This window comes from Pseudoflavonifractor sp. An85 (assembly GCF_002161235.1).
GTDB lineage: Bacteria > Bacillota > Clostridia > Oscillospirales > Oscillospiraceae > Enterenecus.
The window spans coordinates 72,121-88,161 of the sequence record NZ_NFHE01000011.1 but is presented as its reverse complement, the minus strand read 5'-3'; the positions used below and the strand labels follow the sequence as shown (position 1 = coordinate 88,161).

The 16,041-nt window shown below is 51.8% G+C and carries 28 protein-coding genes; 8 read left to right on the top strand and 20 right to left on the bottom strand.

Annotated features, from left to right (window positions below; genetic code table 11):
* The 17 genes from B5G37_RS07250 to B5G37_RS15185 form a co-directional block, all read right to left on the bottom strand.
* Positions 1-293 (bottom strand): hypothetical protein (locus tag B5G37_RS07250; RefSeq protein ID WP_143482899.1); only part of this gene is annotated, 293 nt, incomplete at its 3' end.
* Complete coding sequence (locus B5G37_RS07245) at positions 283-480, bottom strand: hypothetical protein (protein WP_087255949.1); 198 nt, start codon at positions 478-480, stop codon at positions 283-285. The genes B5G37_RS07250 and B5G37_RS07245, both read right to left, overlap by 11 nt.
* Before the next feature lie 5 nt (positions 481-485).
* Positions 486-1,070, bottom strand: coding sequence for a hypothetical protein (locus B5G37_RS07240; RefSeq protein ID WP_087255947.1), 585 nt, complete (start codon positions 1,068-1,070; stop codon positions 486-488).
* Positions 1,071-1,091: 21 nt separating this feature from the next.
* A complete protein-coding gene (locus B5G37_RS07235) occupies positions 1,092-2,063 on the bottom strand; it encodes a DUF3102 domain-containing protein (protein WP_158099367.1) in 972 nt (323 codons plus the stop codon).
* A complete protein-coding gene (locus B5G37_RS07230; RefSeq protein ID WP_087255941.1) occupies positions 2,060-3,811 on the bottom strand; it encodes a PcfJ domain-containing protein in 1,752 nt (583 codons plus the stop codon). The genes B5G37_RS07235 and B5G37_RS07230 overlap by 4 nt, the downstream gene beginning before the upstream one ends.
* A 14-nt stretch (positions 3,812-3,825) precedes the next feature.
* On the bottom strand, positions 3,826-4,152 hold the full coding sequence (locus B5G37_RS07225; protein WP_087255939.1) for a hypothetical protein: 327 nt from the start codon (positions 4,150-4,152) through the stop codon (positions 3,826-3,828).
* Positions 4,153-4,182: 30 nt separating this feature from the next.
* On the bottom strand, positions 4,183-4,710 hold the full coding sequence (locus tag B5G37_RS07220; RefSeq protein ID WP_087255937.1) for a hypothetical protein: 528 nt from the start codon (positions 4,708-4,710) through the stop codon (positions 4,183-4,185).
* A 150-nt stretch (positions 4,711-4,860) separates the two neighbouring features.
* A complete protein-coding gene (locus B5G37_RS07215; RefSeq protein ID WP_087255935.1) occupies positions 4,861-5,049 on the bottom strand; it encodes a hypothetical protein in 189 nt (62 codons plus the stop codon).
* Between the two features lie 12 nt (positions 5,050-5,061).
* Positions 5,062-5,265: a hypothetical protein gene (locus B5G37_RS07210; RefSeq protein ID WP_143482898.1), complete on the bottom strand. Its 204-nt coding sequence runs from the start codon at positions 5,263-5,265 to the stop codon at positions 5,062-5,064.
* A gap of 171 nt (positions 5,266-5,436) precedes the next feature.
* On the bottom strand, positions 5,437-5,652 hold the full coding sequence (locus tag B5G37_RS07205) for a hypothetical protein (protein ID WP_087255931.1): 216 nt from the start codon (positions 5,650-5,652) through the stop codon (positions 5,437-5,439).
* Positions 5,649-5,843, bottom strand: a complete 195-nt coding sequence (locus tag B5G37_RS07200) for a hypothetical protein (protein ID WP_143482897.1) — start codon at positions 5,841-5,843, stop codon at positions 5,649-5,651. The genes B5G37_RS07205 and B5G37_RS07200 overlap by 4 nt, the downstream gene beginning before the upstream one ends.
* Positions 5,827-6,111, bottom strand: coding sequence for a hypothetical protein (locus B5G37_RS07195; protein WP_087255924.1), 285 nt, complete (start codon positions 6,109-6,111; stop codon positions 5,827-5,829). The genes B5G37_RS07200 and B5G37_RS07195 overlap by 17 nt, the downstream gene beginning before the upstream one ends.
* Positions 6,112-6,114: 3 nt before the next feature.
* The gene (locus tag B5G37_RS07190; protein ID WP_087255921.1) at positions 6,115-6,315 is read right to left on the bottom strand and encodes a hypothetical protein; all 201 of its coding nucleotides are present in this window, start codon (positions 6,313-6,315) and stop codon (positions 6,115-6,117) included.
* Positions 6,315-6,668 (bottom strand): hypothetical protein, encoded by a 354-nt coding sequence (locus tag B5G37_RS07185; RefSeq protein WP_087255919.1) that lies wholly within the window; start codon positions 6,666-6,668, stop codon positions 6,315-6,317. The genes B5G37_RS07190 and B5G37_RS07185 overlap by 1 nt, the downstream gene beginning before the upstream one ends.
* On the bottom strand, positions 6,658-7,287 hold the full coding sequence (locus B5G37_RS07180) for a hypothetical protein (protein WP_087255917.1): 630 nt from the start codon (positions 7,285-7,287) through the stop codon (positions 6,658-6,660). Before B5G37_RS07180 ends, B5G37_RS07185 begins: the two co-directional genes overlap by 11 nt.
* A complete protein-coding gene (locus B5G37_RS07175) occupies positions 7,281-7,547 on the bottom strand; it encodes a hypothetical protein (RefSeq protein ID WP_087255915.1) in 267 nt (88 codons plus the stop codon). The genes B5G37_RS07180 and B5G37_RS07175 overlap by 7 nt, the downstream gene beginning before the upstream one ends.
* A gap of 32 nt (positions 7,548-7,579) precedes the next feature.
* Positions 7,580-7,741 (bottom strand): hypothetical protein, encoded by a 162-nt coding sequence (locus B5G37_RS15185; RefSeq protein WP_158099366.1) that lies wholly within the window; start codon positions 7,739-7,741, stop codon positions 7,580-7,582.
* Between the two features lie 344 nt (positions 7,742-8,085).
* On the opposite strand from B5G37_RS15185, the gene B5G37_RS15715 reads away from it, so the two are divergent.
* The 4 genes from B5G37_RS15715 (at position 8,086) to B5G37_RS07160 (ending at position 11,004) form a co-directional block, all read left to right on the top strand.
* On the top strand, positions 8,086-8,382 hold the full coding sequence (locus B5G37_RS15715) for a hypothetical protein (RefSeq protein ID WP_242962807.1): 297 nt from the start codon (positions 8,086-8,088) through the stop codon (positions 8,380-8,382).
* 87 nt (positions 8,383-8,469) lie between these two features.
* Positions 8,470-9,333: a J domain-containing protein gene (locus B5G37_RS07165; RefSeq protein WP_087255910.1), complete on the top strand. Its 864-nt coding sequence runs from the start codon at positions 8,470-8,472 to the stop codon at positions 9,331-9,333.
* Positions 9,334-9,357: 24 nt separating this feature from the next.
* A complete protein-coding gene (locus tag B5G37_RS14960; RefSeq protein ID WP_143482896.1) occupies positions 9,358-9,795 on the top strand; it encodes a hypothetical protein in 438 nt (145 codons plus the stop codon).
* Positions 9,796-9,975: 180 nt separating this feature from the next.
* Complete coding sequence (locus B5G37_RS07160) at positions 9,976-11,004, top strand: site-specific integrase (RefSeq protein WP_087255908.1); 1,029 nt, start codon at positions 9,976-9,978, stop codon at positions 11,002-11,004.
* A gap of 364 nt (positions 11,005-11,368) precedes the next feature.
* On the opposite strand, the gene B5G37_RS07155 is transcribed toward B5G37_RS07160, so the two are convergent.
* Positions 11,369-11,572, bottom strand: a complete 204-nt coding sequence (locus B5G37_RS07155; protein ID WP_087255905.1) for an Arc family DNA-binding protein — start codon at positions 11,570-11,572, stop codon at positions 11,369-11,371.
* A gap of 115 nt (positions 11,573-11,687) precedes the next feature.
* Here B5G37_RS07155 and B5G37_RS07150 point away from each other — a divergent pair, with 115 nt between their 5' ends.
* From B5G37_RS07150 to B5G37_RS07135, 4 genes are all read left to right on the top strand, one after another.
* Positions 11,688-12,029 (top strand): DUF2493 domain-containing protein, encoded by a 342-nt coding sequence (locus B5G37_RS07150; RefSeq protein ID WP_087255902.1) that lies wholly within the window; start codon positions 11,688-11,690, stop codon positions 12,027-12,029.
* Positions 12,030-12,143: 114 nt separating this feature from the next.
* The gene (locus tag B5G37_RS07145) at positions 12,144-12,965 is read left to right on the top strand and encodes a DUF5131 family protein (RefSeq protein WP_087255899.1); all 822 of its coding nucleotides are present in this window, start codon (positions 12,144-12,146) and stop codon (positions 12,963-12,965) included.
* Between the two features lie 130 nt (positions 12,966-13,095).
* Positions 13,096-13,476 (top strand): helix-turn-helix transcriptional regulator, encoded by a 381-nt coding sequence (locus tag B5G37_RS14955; protein ID WP_143482895.1) that lies wholly within the window; start codon positions 13,096-13,098, stop codon positions 13,474-13,476.
* Positions 13,477-13,556: 80 nt separating this feature from the next.
* The gene (locus tag B5G37_RS07135) at positions 13,557-13,844 is read left to right on the top strand and encodes a GRAM domain-containing protein (protein ID WP_087255897.1); all 288 of its coding nucleotides are present in this window, start codon (positions 13,557-13,559) and stop codon (positions 13,842-13,844) included.
* A 376-nt stretch (positions 13,845-14,220) separates the two neighbouring features.
* On the opposite strand, the gene B5G37_RS07130 is transcribed toward B5G37_RS07135, so the two are convergent.
* The gene (locus tag B5G37_RS07130; protein ID WP_021658797.1) at positions 14,221-14,835 is read right to left on the bottom strand and encodes a class I SAM-dependent methyltransferase; all 615 of its coding nucleotides are present in this window, start codon (positions 14,833-14,835) and stop codon (positions 14,221-14,223) included.
* 77 nt (positions 14,836-14,912) lie between these two features.
* Positions 14,913-15,872 (bottom strand): AraC family transcriptional regulator, encoded by a 960-nt coding sequence (locus B5G37_RS07125; RefSeq protein ID WP_052537615.1) that lies wholly within the window; start codon positions 15,870-15,872, stop codon positions 14,913-14,915.
* Positions 15,873-16,041: the final 169 nt, after the last annotated feature.

The window sequence follows — 16,041 nt, the reverse complement described above, 5'->3', positions numbered from 1 at the left end:
ACCTGCCAGATGTCCTCGGCTATCAGCTGCTGGTCATCCTTGGGCGGAACCTCATAGCCCCAAAGGATTTTACCGGCAGCTTCAAAGACAGTCCGCACAGCATCCCTCTTGGCAATGCAAGAGTCAAACGCCCTCTCTCGAGATTCCTCGTTTTCCGGCGGAAACCCCTTAAACGCAAGCCGGTCGGCCAGATCACCCCACTGGTTGAGCGGGAGTCGGAAGAACTCCTCCAGTGCAGCGTTGACCACTCGGAGCTGGGCCTCAGTCAGGTAAATCCTGTATTTATTCACCATCCCCACGCTCCTTCAGCTCTTTCCTGGCCTTGCTCAGCAGCCACCCTCTGATGCACGCTTCGCAGACCTTCTCGTCCACAAAGATCCGCCTGCATTTTTCCACCGAATCATAGCGGCACAGCCCATCCGCCTGCATCACCCGGGCGGCGATCTTCACCGCTCGGGCCTCCACGGTTTCTTTCGCCATTCTCCCTACTCCTCTCTCGGCTTATAGCTTTTGCAAGCCTTCTTGGACTGCGGTGGTGTGAAGGCCCCTCTCCTGTCGTCCACTCGTCCGTACCTGTCCCTGTATTTGCTGTGCACATCGCATGTCCCACATCTCCGACCTAATATTCGCTGAAAGTGCCCGCAAGACCCGCACGTGTTGTTTTCCGGCTTCGGGTGAATCCTGCACCGCCCCTCCCGGTCTGCCTCCACCAGCTCACGCAGGCGGTCCAGGTCGTAGTCATCCTCCAGGATGTCCTCGATGGGCTTCAGTCTCTCCCGCATTTCTGTGGCCTGTACTGCGGCGGCATGGAGTAGTGCCACTATTCCCTCCACGGTTTCGTCCCCGTCCTGGAGGGCATCGTACATTTCATCCCCAAGGTGCTCCGGGTCTTCCGCCATAATATTAAGACCGTGCTTTTGTGCCGCCGATCTAATCCACTGCACAAGCGTAACATCCTGATACTCCGGGTACGGGCCGCCGCCCCTTACCCAAATTTCACCGCCCTTTGCGTAGAATATGTTAAAACAGCTAAAAAGGGCGTTTTCTTGGTCCGTTGTCAACCGTTCCATGGTCAATTCTCCTTCGTTACGTTATTTGCCCATCTGCTTGCCCAGGGCTGCCAGAGCATCCCTCAGATTCTGCTTCTTGTCCTCCGGCGCACGGTCTGCCAGTTCCAGCAGCTTGGCCACAAGCTCCGAGGCCTGTCCAAACAGCCCCCGGAACTCCGCCACCACCGGGTCCGCCATGGCCAGTTCCTTTTTCAGCCGCTCCACTTCCAGTTGTGCAGCGCCATCGTTGGCGCTTTCTGTGGCTGTCTTGGCTTTCTGGAGCGCCTTCTTCAGTCGCTTCTGTAGCTCCTCCCGCTCCTCATTGGCCTTTTGGGCTTCTTGGACCACAGCGTCCAGCTCTGCTTTGTGGGCCTCCCCTGCTTTCCGCAGTGCCTCTTCCACCGCCCTTTGCACCTCTTCCGGGTCCGCTGACTGGATAGATACTTCCACCGGGGCCGCCTTCAGAGCCTCCAATTCCTCCTTGGCCTGTTCTGCCTCCCTCCTTTGCCGGGCAGCTTCCTTGCCGCTGGCCTCCAGCCTCTCCTCCAGCTCCGCAATTTTCTGTCCGGCCCCTTCAGCAGCTGTCCGCTCCTCATCTAGTTGCTTTCGCAGTTCGTCCCGCTCCTTGATAGCTTGCTTCAGCTCCCTGGTGGACATCTCCTCCACATGGTTGTCCCGGACGAAATCCTCCCGCTCCTCTGCCGGCACTGCCAGCAGGGCCAGGGCTTTGGAATAAGGCAAATTCCCAAACGTTTGGGAATTTACTTCCGCCCCAAACAGGCTTTCCTGCGGGGCGCCGTACTCCCGAAAGAGCTTCATGAAGTTGTTTGCCGCAGACTGCGAGTACCCCGTCTTGGTCTTTACCCATTCCCCAAATTGTCCATGTGGCAAGATCTCCTTTGCCTGGCACATTCTCCGCCCAATCTCAACGATATTTGCCAGCATGGAGGCAGACAGTGCTCGGATCTCCGCCGCCAGCACCTCTGGGCTTTTCTTCTCTACCAAGTCGCTCATGCGCACATCTCCTTTCTGTTTGGTAGGACCGGCTCTCCGTCCTTGTCTCTCTTGCATCCGGCCCTGATCCACGACAACCACAGCGCTTCAAACGCTTCCACCTCTTTGGTCCGGTCGCAATTTCCCTTTCCTCGGTTCTGTCTGACCACTAAATGCAGCTCGTCCAACTCCAAGGTGAAATAGGATTTCTTCGGCTTATCCACGTGCCGGATGAAGAAGATTGCCGTCTGTCCGCTGGCGTGTCTCTCCGCATAGCTCCACACGCAGTGGCTCAGCTGCTTGGCCTCCTCGTTGAGTTCCTTCTGGCTTGCTGCCGGTCGAATCAGCAACCCCTCTGCCTGGAACCGGAATTTCTTCAACACTTCAGCCCTTTGGTCGAAGGCACTCTTCATCCTCTCCTCCGACAAATCCTTTTTCTCTTGCATAACTCTGTCATGGGCCTGGCATAAATCCGGTGGAAACTTCACGTGCTTGTCGCTCAGGTCCCACCCCATCAGCCTGCACATGTGCCAATAGTCCAGCAGCATCTGGACGCCTATGTAGTCTTCTATCTCTACGTATGGGTCTGTCTCCTCATTTTCACCGCAAACCTCAATTTGCCGAAGGAGATAGGCCACACTTTTCCCCACCGGTCCTTGGCCCACTAAGTCTATGGCATCCTCATCCCCCAGGTAAAACGCATTGCGCAGATCCTCTTCTGTCAGGCTCTCCCCGCTCTCTTTGGCTGCCAGATACAGCTGCCAAAGAAATCGACACCACCCCATCTCTCTGGCCAGTCGCAGTTCGCCCCGATTCAGTCCCAGCATTTTGGCCGGCTCTCGCTCGTCCCAGTTGATCTCACCCAGGATAAGCCGTCCCTTCTTGTTGTTAGACCACACCCTTCCTCCGATCTCCTGGTCTATGAGCTCAGCCAGCAGCATGGGCAAGCCATTCATCAAGAGGTTTTCCACCTGCGGGTGCATCTGGTAGAGCCTCAGATATGCCACCGGGTACACTTTTTTCACCTTCTGCATCCTCATGTATTCCACCAGCTTGCAGTGTGGCATACTGCTACCCTGTATCAACTCCTCTGTCAGCCCGTAGATTTCGCCCTCTGACCCCCAGCTTTCGCTCCAGTCCTTAGGCTGTCCCCACTCCCTTTTCAGTTCGATGTAGTACCCAGCGTTTCCTGAATACGCATTTCGCCACCCCGTAAGTTTGCAAGCCTCGTTTCCGTGGAATACATACGCCTCCATGGGGTCTATGGCCACTTCTTCGTGCCCATCCCGGTACACGCGCCGCTGTGCTCGCCACCCCGAGAGAACCAGCTCGCCTCCCTGGAGCGTGGATGCAGTCATGGCCGTTGTTTCCGCCGTCTCATGCCAGCAATTCCGCCTTAGCGTTTCCGCTCGGATTACCTCTACCGGTGATCCACACCATGGGCATAGGACAGCGTCTCCATGGTACACCGCATCTCCGTTTTGCCCGCCCCATCTGTCGTTCCACACCTCTCCCGGATGGTGGAACCCATATGTCTTCTCACTTCTTCCCTGGGCCCACGGCAGCACCCCTTCTCCTCCGCACTCGGAGCACTTGACCTTTACCATCTTTGTCTTTCTGCGCTTTCTGCGCTCCAGAATCGCCCCCATCGGGTCTTCCTCCACCCACTGGATCTGGTAGATCAGCCCGCCTGTATCAAGATTCACAGCCATTTTCTCCTTCAGCCACTCCGGCGGCGTTCTCGATACAATCTTCCTGTAATCCTTCATTTTAGCCGCCCTCCTCAGAAGAAGTCCGCCAGGTTGATGATGTTTCCGCCACCGTGTTTTGCTCCCCTGGCCTCGTCAGTCAGCCCATAGAAGTCCCGAATGATCTTCTCAGCCACACTGGGCACCACGCAGGCAAAGCCATTCTTTTTGTGCTTGTCCGCATAGGCCTTGAGCTTCTTCTCACATTCAACCAGGCTCATTGACTCGTTCTCCAGGTCCTGGTCCACCAGCTCCTGCCACCCTGGACAATCCCGGATCATGTCCTTCAGCTGTTCGCCCACCATCCATACCGGCGTTCCCTCTTCGCCCTGCTGGGCGGTGATTTTTTCAAATGCTGTCATATGTCACCCATTCCTTTCTTCCTCAATCGCTCATTCCCTACACATCAACGCCAAAACCAGCCTTTTATACGCCACCTTCTTCTCCAGGTTCTCGATGTCCCTGGCTGGTGCCCCTCGCTTCTTCGCCCCGGCTAAGCTCCTCTCAACCCTGGCCAGTTCTTTCTCGGCAATCTTGACCGCTTCCGCCCGCTCCGGCTTGGTGTGTATCTGTCCCTTCAGGGCCAGCATTACATCCTGGAGTGCATCGTGCAGCCGCTCATTCTCTGGCGTCCCAAGCTCCTGGAAGTCTCGTGCCCAGGCCACCCAGTAGGCCTCATTGATGCGTTTCTTAGCGTCTTCCAACATGTCAAGCGATTCTGATAACTGGTCAATACAGGCCCTGGCGGCCTCCAGCTCGTCAAACGCGGCCGAGAATTGCATGTCAAAATCCGTCTCCTGGGGCGGTACAGACATCACTGCCGTTTGGCCACGTTCACCCCTGCGCAAGGCGTACAGCTGCTTTCGGCACAGTTCGATGTTGGCTCTTATGTGCGGATATTGCAGTTCACTCTTCCCCATTGTCCTTCACCATCCCTTCGTAGTACCTTGTACAGGATCTGCACTTCCCCGGGTCTCCGCACGACACGCACATAAAGCACTCTCCATGGACATCACATTCACTGCAGGTCTCAAAGCAGACCCAATTCTTCCGGCAGAAGAACCGGTCCTTCATCCGTTTTTCTTCCATGCCCCTCCCTCTCTCTTCCACTCGTTCATACTGATCCGCTTCTCGCGGACCAGCTTGTCCACCACCCGGCCCACGCTCTTGTAGTGGCACATGCCCGCCATCTCCCGCAGGTGATAAGCTGTCTGCGGCGTGACAGTGATCACCATCTTTTTCAATCTCTGCTTAGCCATTCCATTCACCCCTTACTTCATGATTCCGGAGAAGCTCTCCCGTATCGGTTCTCTCATCGTGGAAAACTCCACGGTATGAAATCTGCCCTTCGGGTGGATGTACACCACCCGGCCCTCCAGCGGCCGTTGTGCTTTTTCCACTGCGCATGTAATGGTGCGCGGAATTCTGCGCACCCGCTCCCCCATCTGCACAAACACATTGGTTCTTTTCTTCATGTCGCTTTCCCTTTCTTCTTCGGACACCATGCCGGGATATAGGGCCGAAACTGATTCACTCCCACTGCATACCCCATGTATCTTCCAGGAGCAAAACAGCGGTTGCAGATCCGCCCATTTCCCCAATCCTCTGCCCGGACATGTTCACACCCCTCGCAGGAGCGGGAGAAGTCAGCCAGACACTGTCTTTCCTTTTCTCCTGGTGACCGTCTTGGGCTTTTCACCCTTCACCGCCTCCCCCAGCACTTCAAACTCACATTGCCTGGCAATGCTAGTCCACGCCACGCCCCAGTTCTTGGCGGCGGCGCTGACGGCCCCCAGCTTGTCCGCTGCAACGACAACGGACTCACCCAGCGTCGGGTGAGTCACCTTGTACCTCTTTTTCACTTCGTTTCCCCCTCTCTGTCAAAGAAGCTGATCTGATTCTTTCTCATTTTGGCTTCAGCCGCTTCTTCTTTCATCTTCTTCAGGCAGCAGGACCCATACCCGTCCCGCAGCCCTTGTTCGCTTGTGAGTATCCCGCCGCACCGCTTACAGCGGCGGGCGGGAATGTCAAAGATATCAGTCTTCACACGCACACACCATTTCTTCCAGCTCCTCCAATCCCTGCATCTCCTCCTCAGAGACATCACCCATAAGAACGTGCAGGAGGTTGAGGGCGATCTCCACAGAGGCCCGGTACTTCGCTACCTTCTTCAGCCGGTCCTCGCCAACGCAGTCGGCCAGCCCTCTGCGCAGCATAACCATTGCATTGGTAGCATAGGTGTGTACCCCATCCTCCCCCATGATCGCCACGGCCCGCTCGTACAGGTCCATCTCCCACTGCTGTCCCTTTTCCAAGTTCATCGTTCATTCTCCTTTCAGTTGTTCCAGCGTTTCCGCTGCAATTTCCATCTGTGCTCTGGTAGGTTCCGGCCTCGGCTCTTCAGCCCACGCTTTCGTGAAAGCCATAACCGCCAGCGTAACCACAAGCCATGCCACAGTGAGTATCGCCGTACATGCCACTACATATCGGGCCCATTCAAGCCTTCTGCTTTTTCTTTTCTTCATCAGTTTCTTTCCTCCCTCAGTCCTTTGTCAGCCTCTCCAGCACCTTCTCCGGCGTTGTGTGCAACTCCCTGGCCAGCTGGAAGATCAGCCTGGCTAGTTTCCTGATCTCCGCTTTTCTCTTCTCGTCCTCCAAGACTTTCCGCCGCCTTTCGTGCCTGATATTCCTCCACTGTGAGCAGTGTTGCGACCGTCAGCAAAACCGATGCCGGGGGGAGATCTGCCCACTGTCCGACTTTTACCGCCACATCATGCAGGGTGTCCATGACAGCCGCAATGTCATCCCCCATCAGGCTCAGGACTGCGCTCCCGCCTTTTGTGCCCGCCCTGATGGCCATGCTCAGCTTAGTCTTCATACCTCACCAGCTCCCCGTTGATCATCTCGTACTGGATCCCAGCGCAGTCGAATCGGATGTAGTTCCAGTCGGTAGAGGAATACACCGGTGGCCGCTCCAGCTCGTCCTTCACCCTGAATTTGCGATACTTATTCACCTCATAGGTAGCGGCCTCGTCTTTGATCTCGAGACGGCCCGGCGCAAAGCCAAATTCCGTGGCAATCAGCTTGATTGTATCTTCTAAGCCCAGCTTGTGACCGTGCTTTGCCAGGTCTTCATATTCCTCTTGGCTCATATGGGTGCCCACATTGTCCGCAGGTCTCCATTCCATCTCCCGATCCAGCTCCTCCTGGAGCTGCGCCACCCGGGCGGTCAACTTGAGTATCTGCTCTGCGTACGCCTCTTCCAGCTTGTTCAGCTTGGCGGTGTATTCCTTCTCCTGATCCATCAGCCGGCTGTACAGCTCTTTGATGTACTCGGCCCGGCGGGCATACACTTGCTTCTCCCCGCTCCGCTCCACGAAGTCCTTGCAGAACGCCTGCTTGTCCCCGTCAAAGCGGTAGTACTCTGACTCGATCTCTTGGAACTCCTCCGGAGTAGGCTCGAAGCCGGTCATATCGGTAAATTCCTGAATCAACATACCGTGTCCCCCTTATTTCTCTTAACGGACATCCCCGCCATCTCTAAGATCTTCCACATGGAGAGCACCTCCACCCGGACATTCTCGCCGCGAAGCAGCTTGTCCATAGAGCTTCTGGCCACTCCGGCCTCCTTGGCCAGCTCATCCACGCTTTTTCTCTCTCTGTGCTTTTTCAGGGCCAATGCATCCCCCAGTGCCCGGGACATCTCCCCCCGCTTGGCGGCCTCCTTGGCCTCCTTAGTTAAATAGACTGTTGGCATAGTCACACCCCTTTTCTTTTTTGGCAGGCCGCTCAAACGGCCTGCCGCTCTGCCAGCATCCGGCCAAAGGCAACGCCCTGGAAGAATACCAGCATGTCCTTCTTCTGGGCCTCGTTCATGTCGCCCAGGGTCTCCAGGAGGCTCTGCACCTCCCCCTGCTCGTCCCGCATGATCATGATTTTCATTTCGTTCATGGCGCTCACCTCCTTTAACTTGGTTTAACTATATATCAACTAGGTTTAGTTGTCAATACGTAGTTTCAACCCAGTTTAAAATAATCTTGATTTTTCTTTTCCTCCGTGTATAATAAAGTTCGAAGGAGGTGATTACTTTGGATTCAATAGCTTCTAGGATTATAAAAATTGCCGACGATAACCGACTAAATAAGAGCGAGTTTGCACGTAGAATCAATGTTACGCCAGCCTATATCTCAAAATTGAGTAAGCAGCCTGACAGCGTCCCTAGTGACCGCACAATCTCCGATATTTGCCGTGTGTTCAACGTCAATGAGGAATGGCTACGGTCAGGTACCGGTCCCATGTACCTCCCAAGCAATTCCTTCGATTTGACTCAGTATGTCCTGGAGCGAGAAGGTGATCCCCTGGAGCTGGAGATCATCAAGGCGTATTTCACGCTCCCCAAGGACATCCGCCAGGCGGTCCTGGACCACTTCCGCAAGCGTCTTTCCTCTGCCCTATCCTCTCCCGCTCCGGCCCCAACTGTGGATGATCTGGAAGCGGAATATAAAAAAAGGAACTCACTCTCTGCCTCCAGTTCCCAAACATCGAATCTTTCCAGTTCCATTACCGACGCCGAAAAGGCCGCAGGTGACTAAAAGACAAAAGCCAGGCTTTACGCCTGGCTTTTGTCTTGTCAATCTTTGGTTGTCATGGTATATTGATGAAAAAGGGGGTGTGTTCGTATGACTTATTACGATGTTCTTGGCGTTCCAGTTACAGCCACGCAGGGCGAAATCAAAGCCGCCTACATAGCTCAAATCAAGTTCTTTCATCCCGATGTATTTACTGGTCCTCCGGAAGTAGCTAAAGTCAAATCCGCACAGCTCAACGAGGCGTACTCTGTTTTGTCTTCTCCCGAAAAGCGGCGGATTTACGATAAAACCATTCCTAACTTCACCGCCTGGACATCCGCAAAAGCGAATGACGAGACAACAGCAGCCCCTGAGGCACCCGACGAAAAGGCCGATTGCCAACCACCCCCACCTCGCTATTCACACGATCAGGAGCAGCGCCAAAAGGAACGTCTGTATCGTTCTTCAAAAGCCACCCTCATAAACGTTCTCGTTATTTCAGCTGTGCTTATCCTTGTTCTTTGCATTTCAGCCGGTGTTTCTCGTTTTTCTCCACAGCCATCCGCAACGGAATCCCAGCCACTCCCCCAGGTTCTTCCCGGGAGCGGCAAAATTCTGGACAGCGTGTTTTATCGTTACGATGCCCCTCTAACCATTGAGACCCGTGGTGATGGCTATTATCTTGTTAAGCTAAAGGACAAGTATTCTCACAGAGATGTTTGTTCAGTCTTTGTATACGGCGGGCGTTCCGTGAATATAGACGTTGACTTTGGTTGTTACGAGCTGTATTACGCTCATGGCGATACTTGGTATGGTGAGGAATTTTTGTTTGGTTCAGATACCAAGTACTACAAGGCTGACGACGATTTCCTTTTTGAAGAATACGGCGACTATGTGTATGGATGGACTGTCGAGCTATACTTGCAAGATGGTGGAAATCTTGCAGTATCTACTATTGACGGTTCAGAATTTTAAAATCTTGCTTCAAGGATTGGTCGTATGAAAAATCATAAACCCAACTGGATTCTCCGGTTATTTTCCCTCGTTATAGCTGCTCTATGCACCTCACACTACTACGCCTACAACCAAGGTTGTAACTACGCCGTCGAGTCTCTGGCTGAGGAATGTGTGCTGTATGCACGCCGCCAATATACAGCTGGCTATAACAAAGGGTATCTCGATTGCCGAGTAGGTTCTGATTTTACTTCTGGTGGCGGTAATTCAGGAGCATCTTCTTCCGGTTCATCCGGCGGAACAAGGTCTGAATTTTATGACGAGTTTTATGACTATGTTGATAATATGGTCTGGGTCACCACATATGGTACCCACTATCACAAAGAAGACTGTTTCCAGCTGTCAGGCCACGATTCACGTCCCGTTAGTTATGAGTATGCAAAATCCCACGACTATTCCCCGTGCAGTAGTTGTTACGGTTGACAGAGCTGTATTTCCCGGCTATCATGATTGTAGATTGAAAAGTAATGACATTTCTCATGACTTTTGTAGGGAGCGGCGCACCGTCTGGTGTCCCGCTCCTGATTTTTTATTGACTCCATTTCATGTCCGGTGTAAAATTTGTGCATAATATGCCCATTCTGTTTTTGTGAGGTGTCGTCCATGAAACTCCCAACGCCTAAGAAGCTCCCCTCTGGCAACTGGAATGTGGTGGTGATGGTTGGTGGGCGCCGCATCTCCATCACCGAGCCCACCGAGAAAAAAGCCCTGGCCGCTGCCGCTGCTGTCAAAGCCGGGGCCAAGCGTGAGAAGCAGATTCCCCTCACCGTAGGAGATGCCATCAATCGCTATATTGAATCCAAGGACGCCGTTCTATCTCCCGCCACTGTGGCCGGATATCGCCGCATCAGGGCCAACGCCTTCCAGGAACTCATGCCCATTCATGTGTCCTCCCTCACCCAGGAGCAGGTGCAAAGAGCGGTCAACAGCATGGCTAAAACCAAATCTTCCAAGTCAGTCCGTAACGCTCACGGCCTTCTCTCTGCCACGCTTGCCACTTATCGTCCGGACTTTACTTTGCACACCACTCTACCGCAAAAGCAAAAGGCCGAGATTTCCATTCCCACACCCGAGCACATACAGGTCATCCTCTCCGGTTGCTCTGGCACTCGAATGGAGTTACCCATTTATCTGGCCGTCTGGCTAGGTCTCCGAGCCTCTGAAATTCGCGGCCTAACCTGGGACTGTATTTCCGGTGATACGCTTCATGTCAAACAGGCCATTGTGGAGGGCGATCACGGCCCAGCAGTCAAAGGAACCAAGACCACCGCTGGAGATCGTCGGCTCCACCTCCCGCCCCAGCTCTTGGAGATTATCCAGCGCCAGCCTAAGACAGACGAGTATCTGGTGCACCTCTCTGGACAAGCAATGTACAAGGCATTTTCCCGCTTGTGTGAAAAGCTTGGTCTTCCTCACTACCGTTTCCACGATCTGCGCCACGCCAACGCCTCCATCATGCTGGCCCTCGGCATCCCCAACCGATACGCCCAGGAGCGTATGGGTCACGCCACCGACAATATGCTAAAGGCCGTCTATCAGCACACCATGGAGCATAAGCGCACAGAGGTGGACACCGCTGTGGACACCTACTTCTCACATCTTTTACAAACAAAATTACAAACGCAAAATTAAAACCCGTTGTGCCCCAACGGTTTTCATAGTTTTATCCAGGGGTTCAACTCCCCTCGCCTCCACCAAAAGAAAAGCACCTGCCTCGGCAGGTGCTTTTCTTTTGGTAACCGCAGGTTGTCTCAATACTCGGCGGAAGTCAATTCCGCCTGCGCCAAGGTTTTCGCCTCAGGCGAAAACACTTGTACGGTGCAAAAGCACCGACGGACAGAAGACCGCTATTTGTTTTTGTGCGTTTGGGATTTTTACTTATTCCCTTTTCACTCTTCACTATTCACTCAATCCAACTGCCAGCTTGGAATTTGGGGAGTAAAGAATAAAAGAGGGCCGCACTCTTGATCTCCTACATCAAAAGTGCGGCCCTCTTTTATTTCTTTCGGGTCGGTTTCACGTTCACATCCGGGCGGATAGTTCCATCTATTTCGCCGTGTTCCTGCTCGAAGGCTTTGATATTCTCCCGAATTAGCACCAAAATGTGGCTATTGACCGAACGCCCCTCATAGTCCGCCACAAACCCCAGTTTTTCCAGCATTTCTTCCTCAATGCGAATGGACACGCTTTTAATCGCCATAATATCACCCTAATAGATATATTGTGTGTTTATTTTATGTCTATCATGTGATAGAATGTCCCAAGTAGATATACCGTATATCTATAATATCTTTGTATGTCTGGGGTGTTATACCATGAAAGTTGCTGTTGTGGGTTCCAGAGGACTAACCGTTTCTAATCTGGAAAAATATCTTCCTGATGGGGTGACTGAAATTGTATCTGGAGGCGCAAAAGGCATCGACACCTGTGCTAAAGAGTATGCAATCTCCACCGGCATCAAGTTGACAGAATATCTACCGGAATACAAAAAGTACGGGAGAACTGCTCCGCTCAAACGCAATATCACCATCATCGAGTATGCAGATTTGGTGCTTGCATTTTGGGATGGAACTTCCCGCGGAACAAAGTATGTGATCGACAACTGCAAGGGCCGTGGCATCCCTGTTAAAGTATTCGTGCCTAACATTAATCGTTAACTGTACCATTTGAACAAGTACAATTTCCTTTTTATTTTCCCCTCCTTGACGCTCTCCCACGCAAAACTTATACTGTATCTACACATATCCTCAACGGAAGGAGGGGGCACTACTATGAGCCGGGATATTTGGAACCCTTGGCATGGGTGTCACAAGTTTAGTGAGGGCTGTGACCACTGCTACATGTTTTATCAGGACAGCCAGCGAGATAAATTTGGCGGAGACATCTACAAGGTGAAAACCAGCTTTAACCTTCCTCTCAAAAAAGACCGCCATGGCAACTATAAAATTAGAAGCGGAGAATCCCTCCGGGTGTGTATGACCAGTGACTTCTTCCTGGAGGAGGCCGACCCGTGGCGGGATGAGGTATGGGATATGATCCGACAACGCTCCGACCTCCATTTTTTCCTTCTGACCAAACGGGCACACCGCATCCGGGAGTGTCTGCCCTGGGACTGGCTGGATGGTTGGGACCATGTGTCCCTCAACGTCACGGCAGAAAATCAGCGGCGGGCCGACGAACGTCTGCCCATTCTTCTGGACATCCCCGCCAAGCACAAGGGTGTCATGGTGGCCCCCTTTCTGGGGCCGGTGGATTTGTCCCCCTATCTGGCCAGTGGACAGTTTGAGAAAATAATTGCAGACGGGGAAAACTACGAGGGCGCCAGACCTCTTCGCTATGAGTGGGTGAAGCAGCTCTATGACCAGTGCAGGCAATACCAGGTACCCTTCACCTTTTTTGGCACTGGGGACCGCTTCGTCAAAGACGGAAAAGAGTACCACATCTGCAAAGCCTATCAGCATGTTCAGGCCCTGCGCTCCGGGCTGCAATATCCCGCTCCAGATCGAGAGATTCCCATTCAAAAGCGGTGTGCCACCTGTGTCCGACGAGAGACCTGTAACGGGTGCCGCTGGTGTGGACGGTGTCATCCATAAAACCCTTCTACATAAAACGCCCTTTCGATGGAAATCTTTTCTTTCCTCCCTCGCAACAAACCGTTGCTTGCCATTTCACCCCTTTTCCCCTATCATAAAAGGCATCCCACAACGGAAGAAGGATGACCCCATGGTTGGTGAAAACATCAAGCGGTTCCGCACCCAACGACATATGACCCAAGACGAATTGGCCCAGCAGCTCAATGTGACCCGTCAGGCGGTGTCCAACTGGGAAAACGGAAAGACCCAGCCGGACATTGACACACTCCATAAAATTGCCCAGATACTGGACGTCACCATGGAGGAGCTGATATACGGCAGCAAGCAGGCCTCCACCACCGTGGTCAAGAAAACCACGGTGCAGCAAGTGACCAAGGGCATGTCCTTTGGCGCAGCTCTGGCCATGGTGATTTCCTATGTGAACTGGCACTCCATTGGGTGGGCCATCTTCCATGGGCTGCTGAATTGGGCTTATGTGATTTATTTCATTCTCCGCTACGGGTGGAACTAATTTCTTACCTTTTCATCCCCGCTCTGCTATCATAAAGTCAAATCACCGGGACTATACCCGGCCATCTGGGAGGTAGGCTCATGAAATCCGTGGTTGCTGCCAATTTGTTCCGAGGCCCTGAGACTGTTGGGGGAAAGCTGCACTTTGAGGAGACCCAACTGGTGTTCCGCTCCCACGCCTTTAACATCCAGACTGGGACCACCACCATTCCCTATACCGACATTGTCAACGTCCAGCCGGTGAACAACCTGGGATTCATCCCCAACGGTATGCTGGTAACCACCAAGGACGGCCACCAGTATAAATTCGTGGTGTGGAAACGCAAAGAGCTCATTGCCTTTCTCCAGGAGAAAGCCGGTTTGTGTTAATTCATTCTAAAAAAAGAGGCTGACCCAAATGGCAGAGGAGCATAAAGAAGTATTGCGAAAATACTAACCTATGCCAAGTGAACGGGAAATATGAAACCTCTATGTGAATGGACGAACCATTTGCATAGAGGTTTTCTTTTGCTTCTTAAAATTTTTCAGCGTCCGCAGGACGCGCAGCCGTCACCGAATGGGGACGATCTTGGGGGCTTGGGGGGAATCCCTCAACAAGCATTTTGGCCGGTGCAATCCGGCCAAAATCGCAAAACATGTATATGTTTGCATTGCTTGCCAATCTGTGAAAATAATAAAGTTGAGGAAAAATGAAAAGGTACGTTAGCGTAGTATGCTGACGTACCTTTTTTGTATAATCATATTTTCAATTATCTCTTTTGCAAATCGCACAGAGCCAACCTTTCTCATTTTGCTCTACTTGAATTTTTGAAAACCCGGCATTTTCCAATGCTCTTTCAATCTGTTCGGAAGTATAAATTGTCATGCCGTGGATTATATCTGTCCATTTTTCGTCCTTTGTATTTTTCCCATTGGCTTCATTGCAGATCAGGAAAGTCCCGCTATTTTTAAGCACACGATATACTTGCTGAAAAGCAACTTGAATATCAGGCCAAAAGTAGATCGTTTCAAAGGCAGTTATCAAGTGGAAACTGTTTTCTGAAAACGGCAGATTCATAACATTGCCTTGCAAAACCTCGCATCGGCCTTCCTGAATTGCTGCCCGATTGAGTTTTTTCGACTTCTGAACACTAACTTCGGAGTAGTCAACACCAGTTATGTGTCCATTTGAACTTTTTCCCAAAAGGCGTTTGAGGTTAGCCCCTCCACCGCAGCCAATATCCAGACAGAAATCATCGTCGCGGATTTTTATGTGCGTCAAGCCCCATTCTGCAAGTGCGGCATGACCGGTGTTCATCATATTGACCATGATCTTCCCGGCGAATCCTTTTGGTTTGCAGGTGTTTTGAAAGAAAGACATATTTTTTCTCCTAATTTAACATGATGCGAAAGATTGGCAAGTGCCGATTCTCCAAAGTTTTCCCGCAGAGTAGGAACTTAAATTTCTCCGGGCGTAACGCCATATCTTTTTTTAAAAGTGTCGATAAAATGGCTTGCGTTGGTATATCCTACCATCCATACCACGTCTTTTACCTTGTACTTTCCGCTTTGCAGCAGGCGGTAGGCCATCTCCATTCGTTTTTCCACGATGTATTCATAAACCGTGCAATTAAAACAGATTTTGAACCCCTGTTTCAATTTGGTTTCGCTCAAAAAACATTGTTCGGCAATCTGTGCGATTGTCAAAGGATGGAGGAAATGATTGTCGATAATTTCCCTCGCTTTCATCAAGCATCGGTAATCTTCTCTGGAAATATCTTTGGTATTTTTCTGCTTGCCAATCGCTTCATCACAAAACAAAGACAGCAGTTCTAAAACCTTTCCTTCCAGATACAACTTGCGCAGCTTCCGCTCGGGCGGGCAGTCCAACAACTGCTGTAAAACAAGGCGTATCTCCGGTGTGGTGGAAAATACATGGGTACAAATCTTATCATCCCGCCGAATTAAATGCGCTGCTTCTAAATCTTCTGTCAGTGAGGAAAAACGTCCTTCCTCCAGCGAAATGCTCAAGGTATGGTAAGGCTGCTCGGAACCGAAATGGCTTACGCACTGTGAAAACGTCCCACATTGCAAACTGCACTGTGTTGGGGAAAGCTGGTAGTGCTCGCCTTGCTTTTGGCGATAATCCCATTCGCAGATTCCATTCATACAGAAGGAAAGCTGAAAGACCTTGCGCTCTGGATATTCTTCGTACAATTCCGTTTCCCGCTTAAAGGCCATTTCAGACTGAACCAAAAACAGCCCTTTTGATAACTCCTGCATACCCACAAAACCATCGGCAACCTGTTTTGTGAGATCAAAGCAGTTGCCGGTTTGTTTATGCCCTACGGTACCCGAAAGGCCGGAAACCTGAAAAGAGTGAGGCATATATTCGGGGGCGGACCATTGTAAAAGCATACTGCCAAACTCCTTTCACAAAAATAATAGTTAGCAATAACTAACCACATAATATCACATCTGCTTGCGAAAATCAAGTCGCTTCAAAAACAGATTTGCCGGATTGGGGTATAAAACCGCCGGATTCGGTCACAAAAGCGCAGGCGGTTTTGCTACACTAAACTGTGTT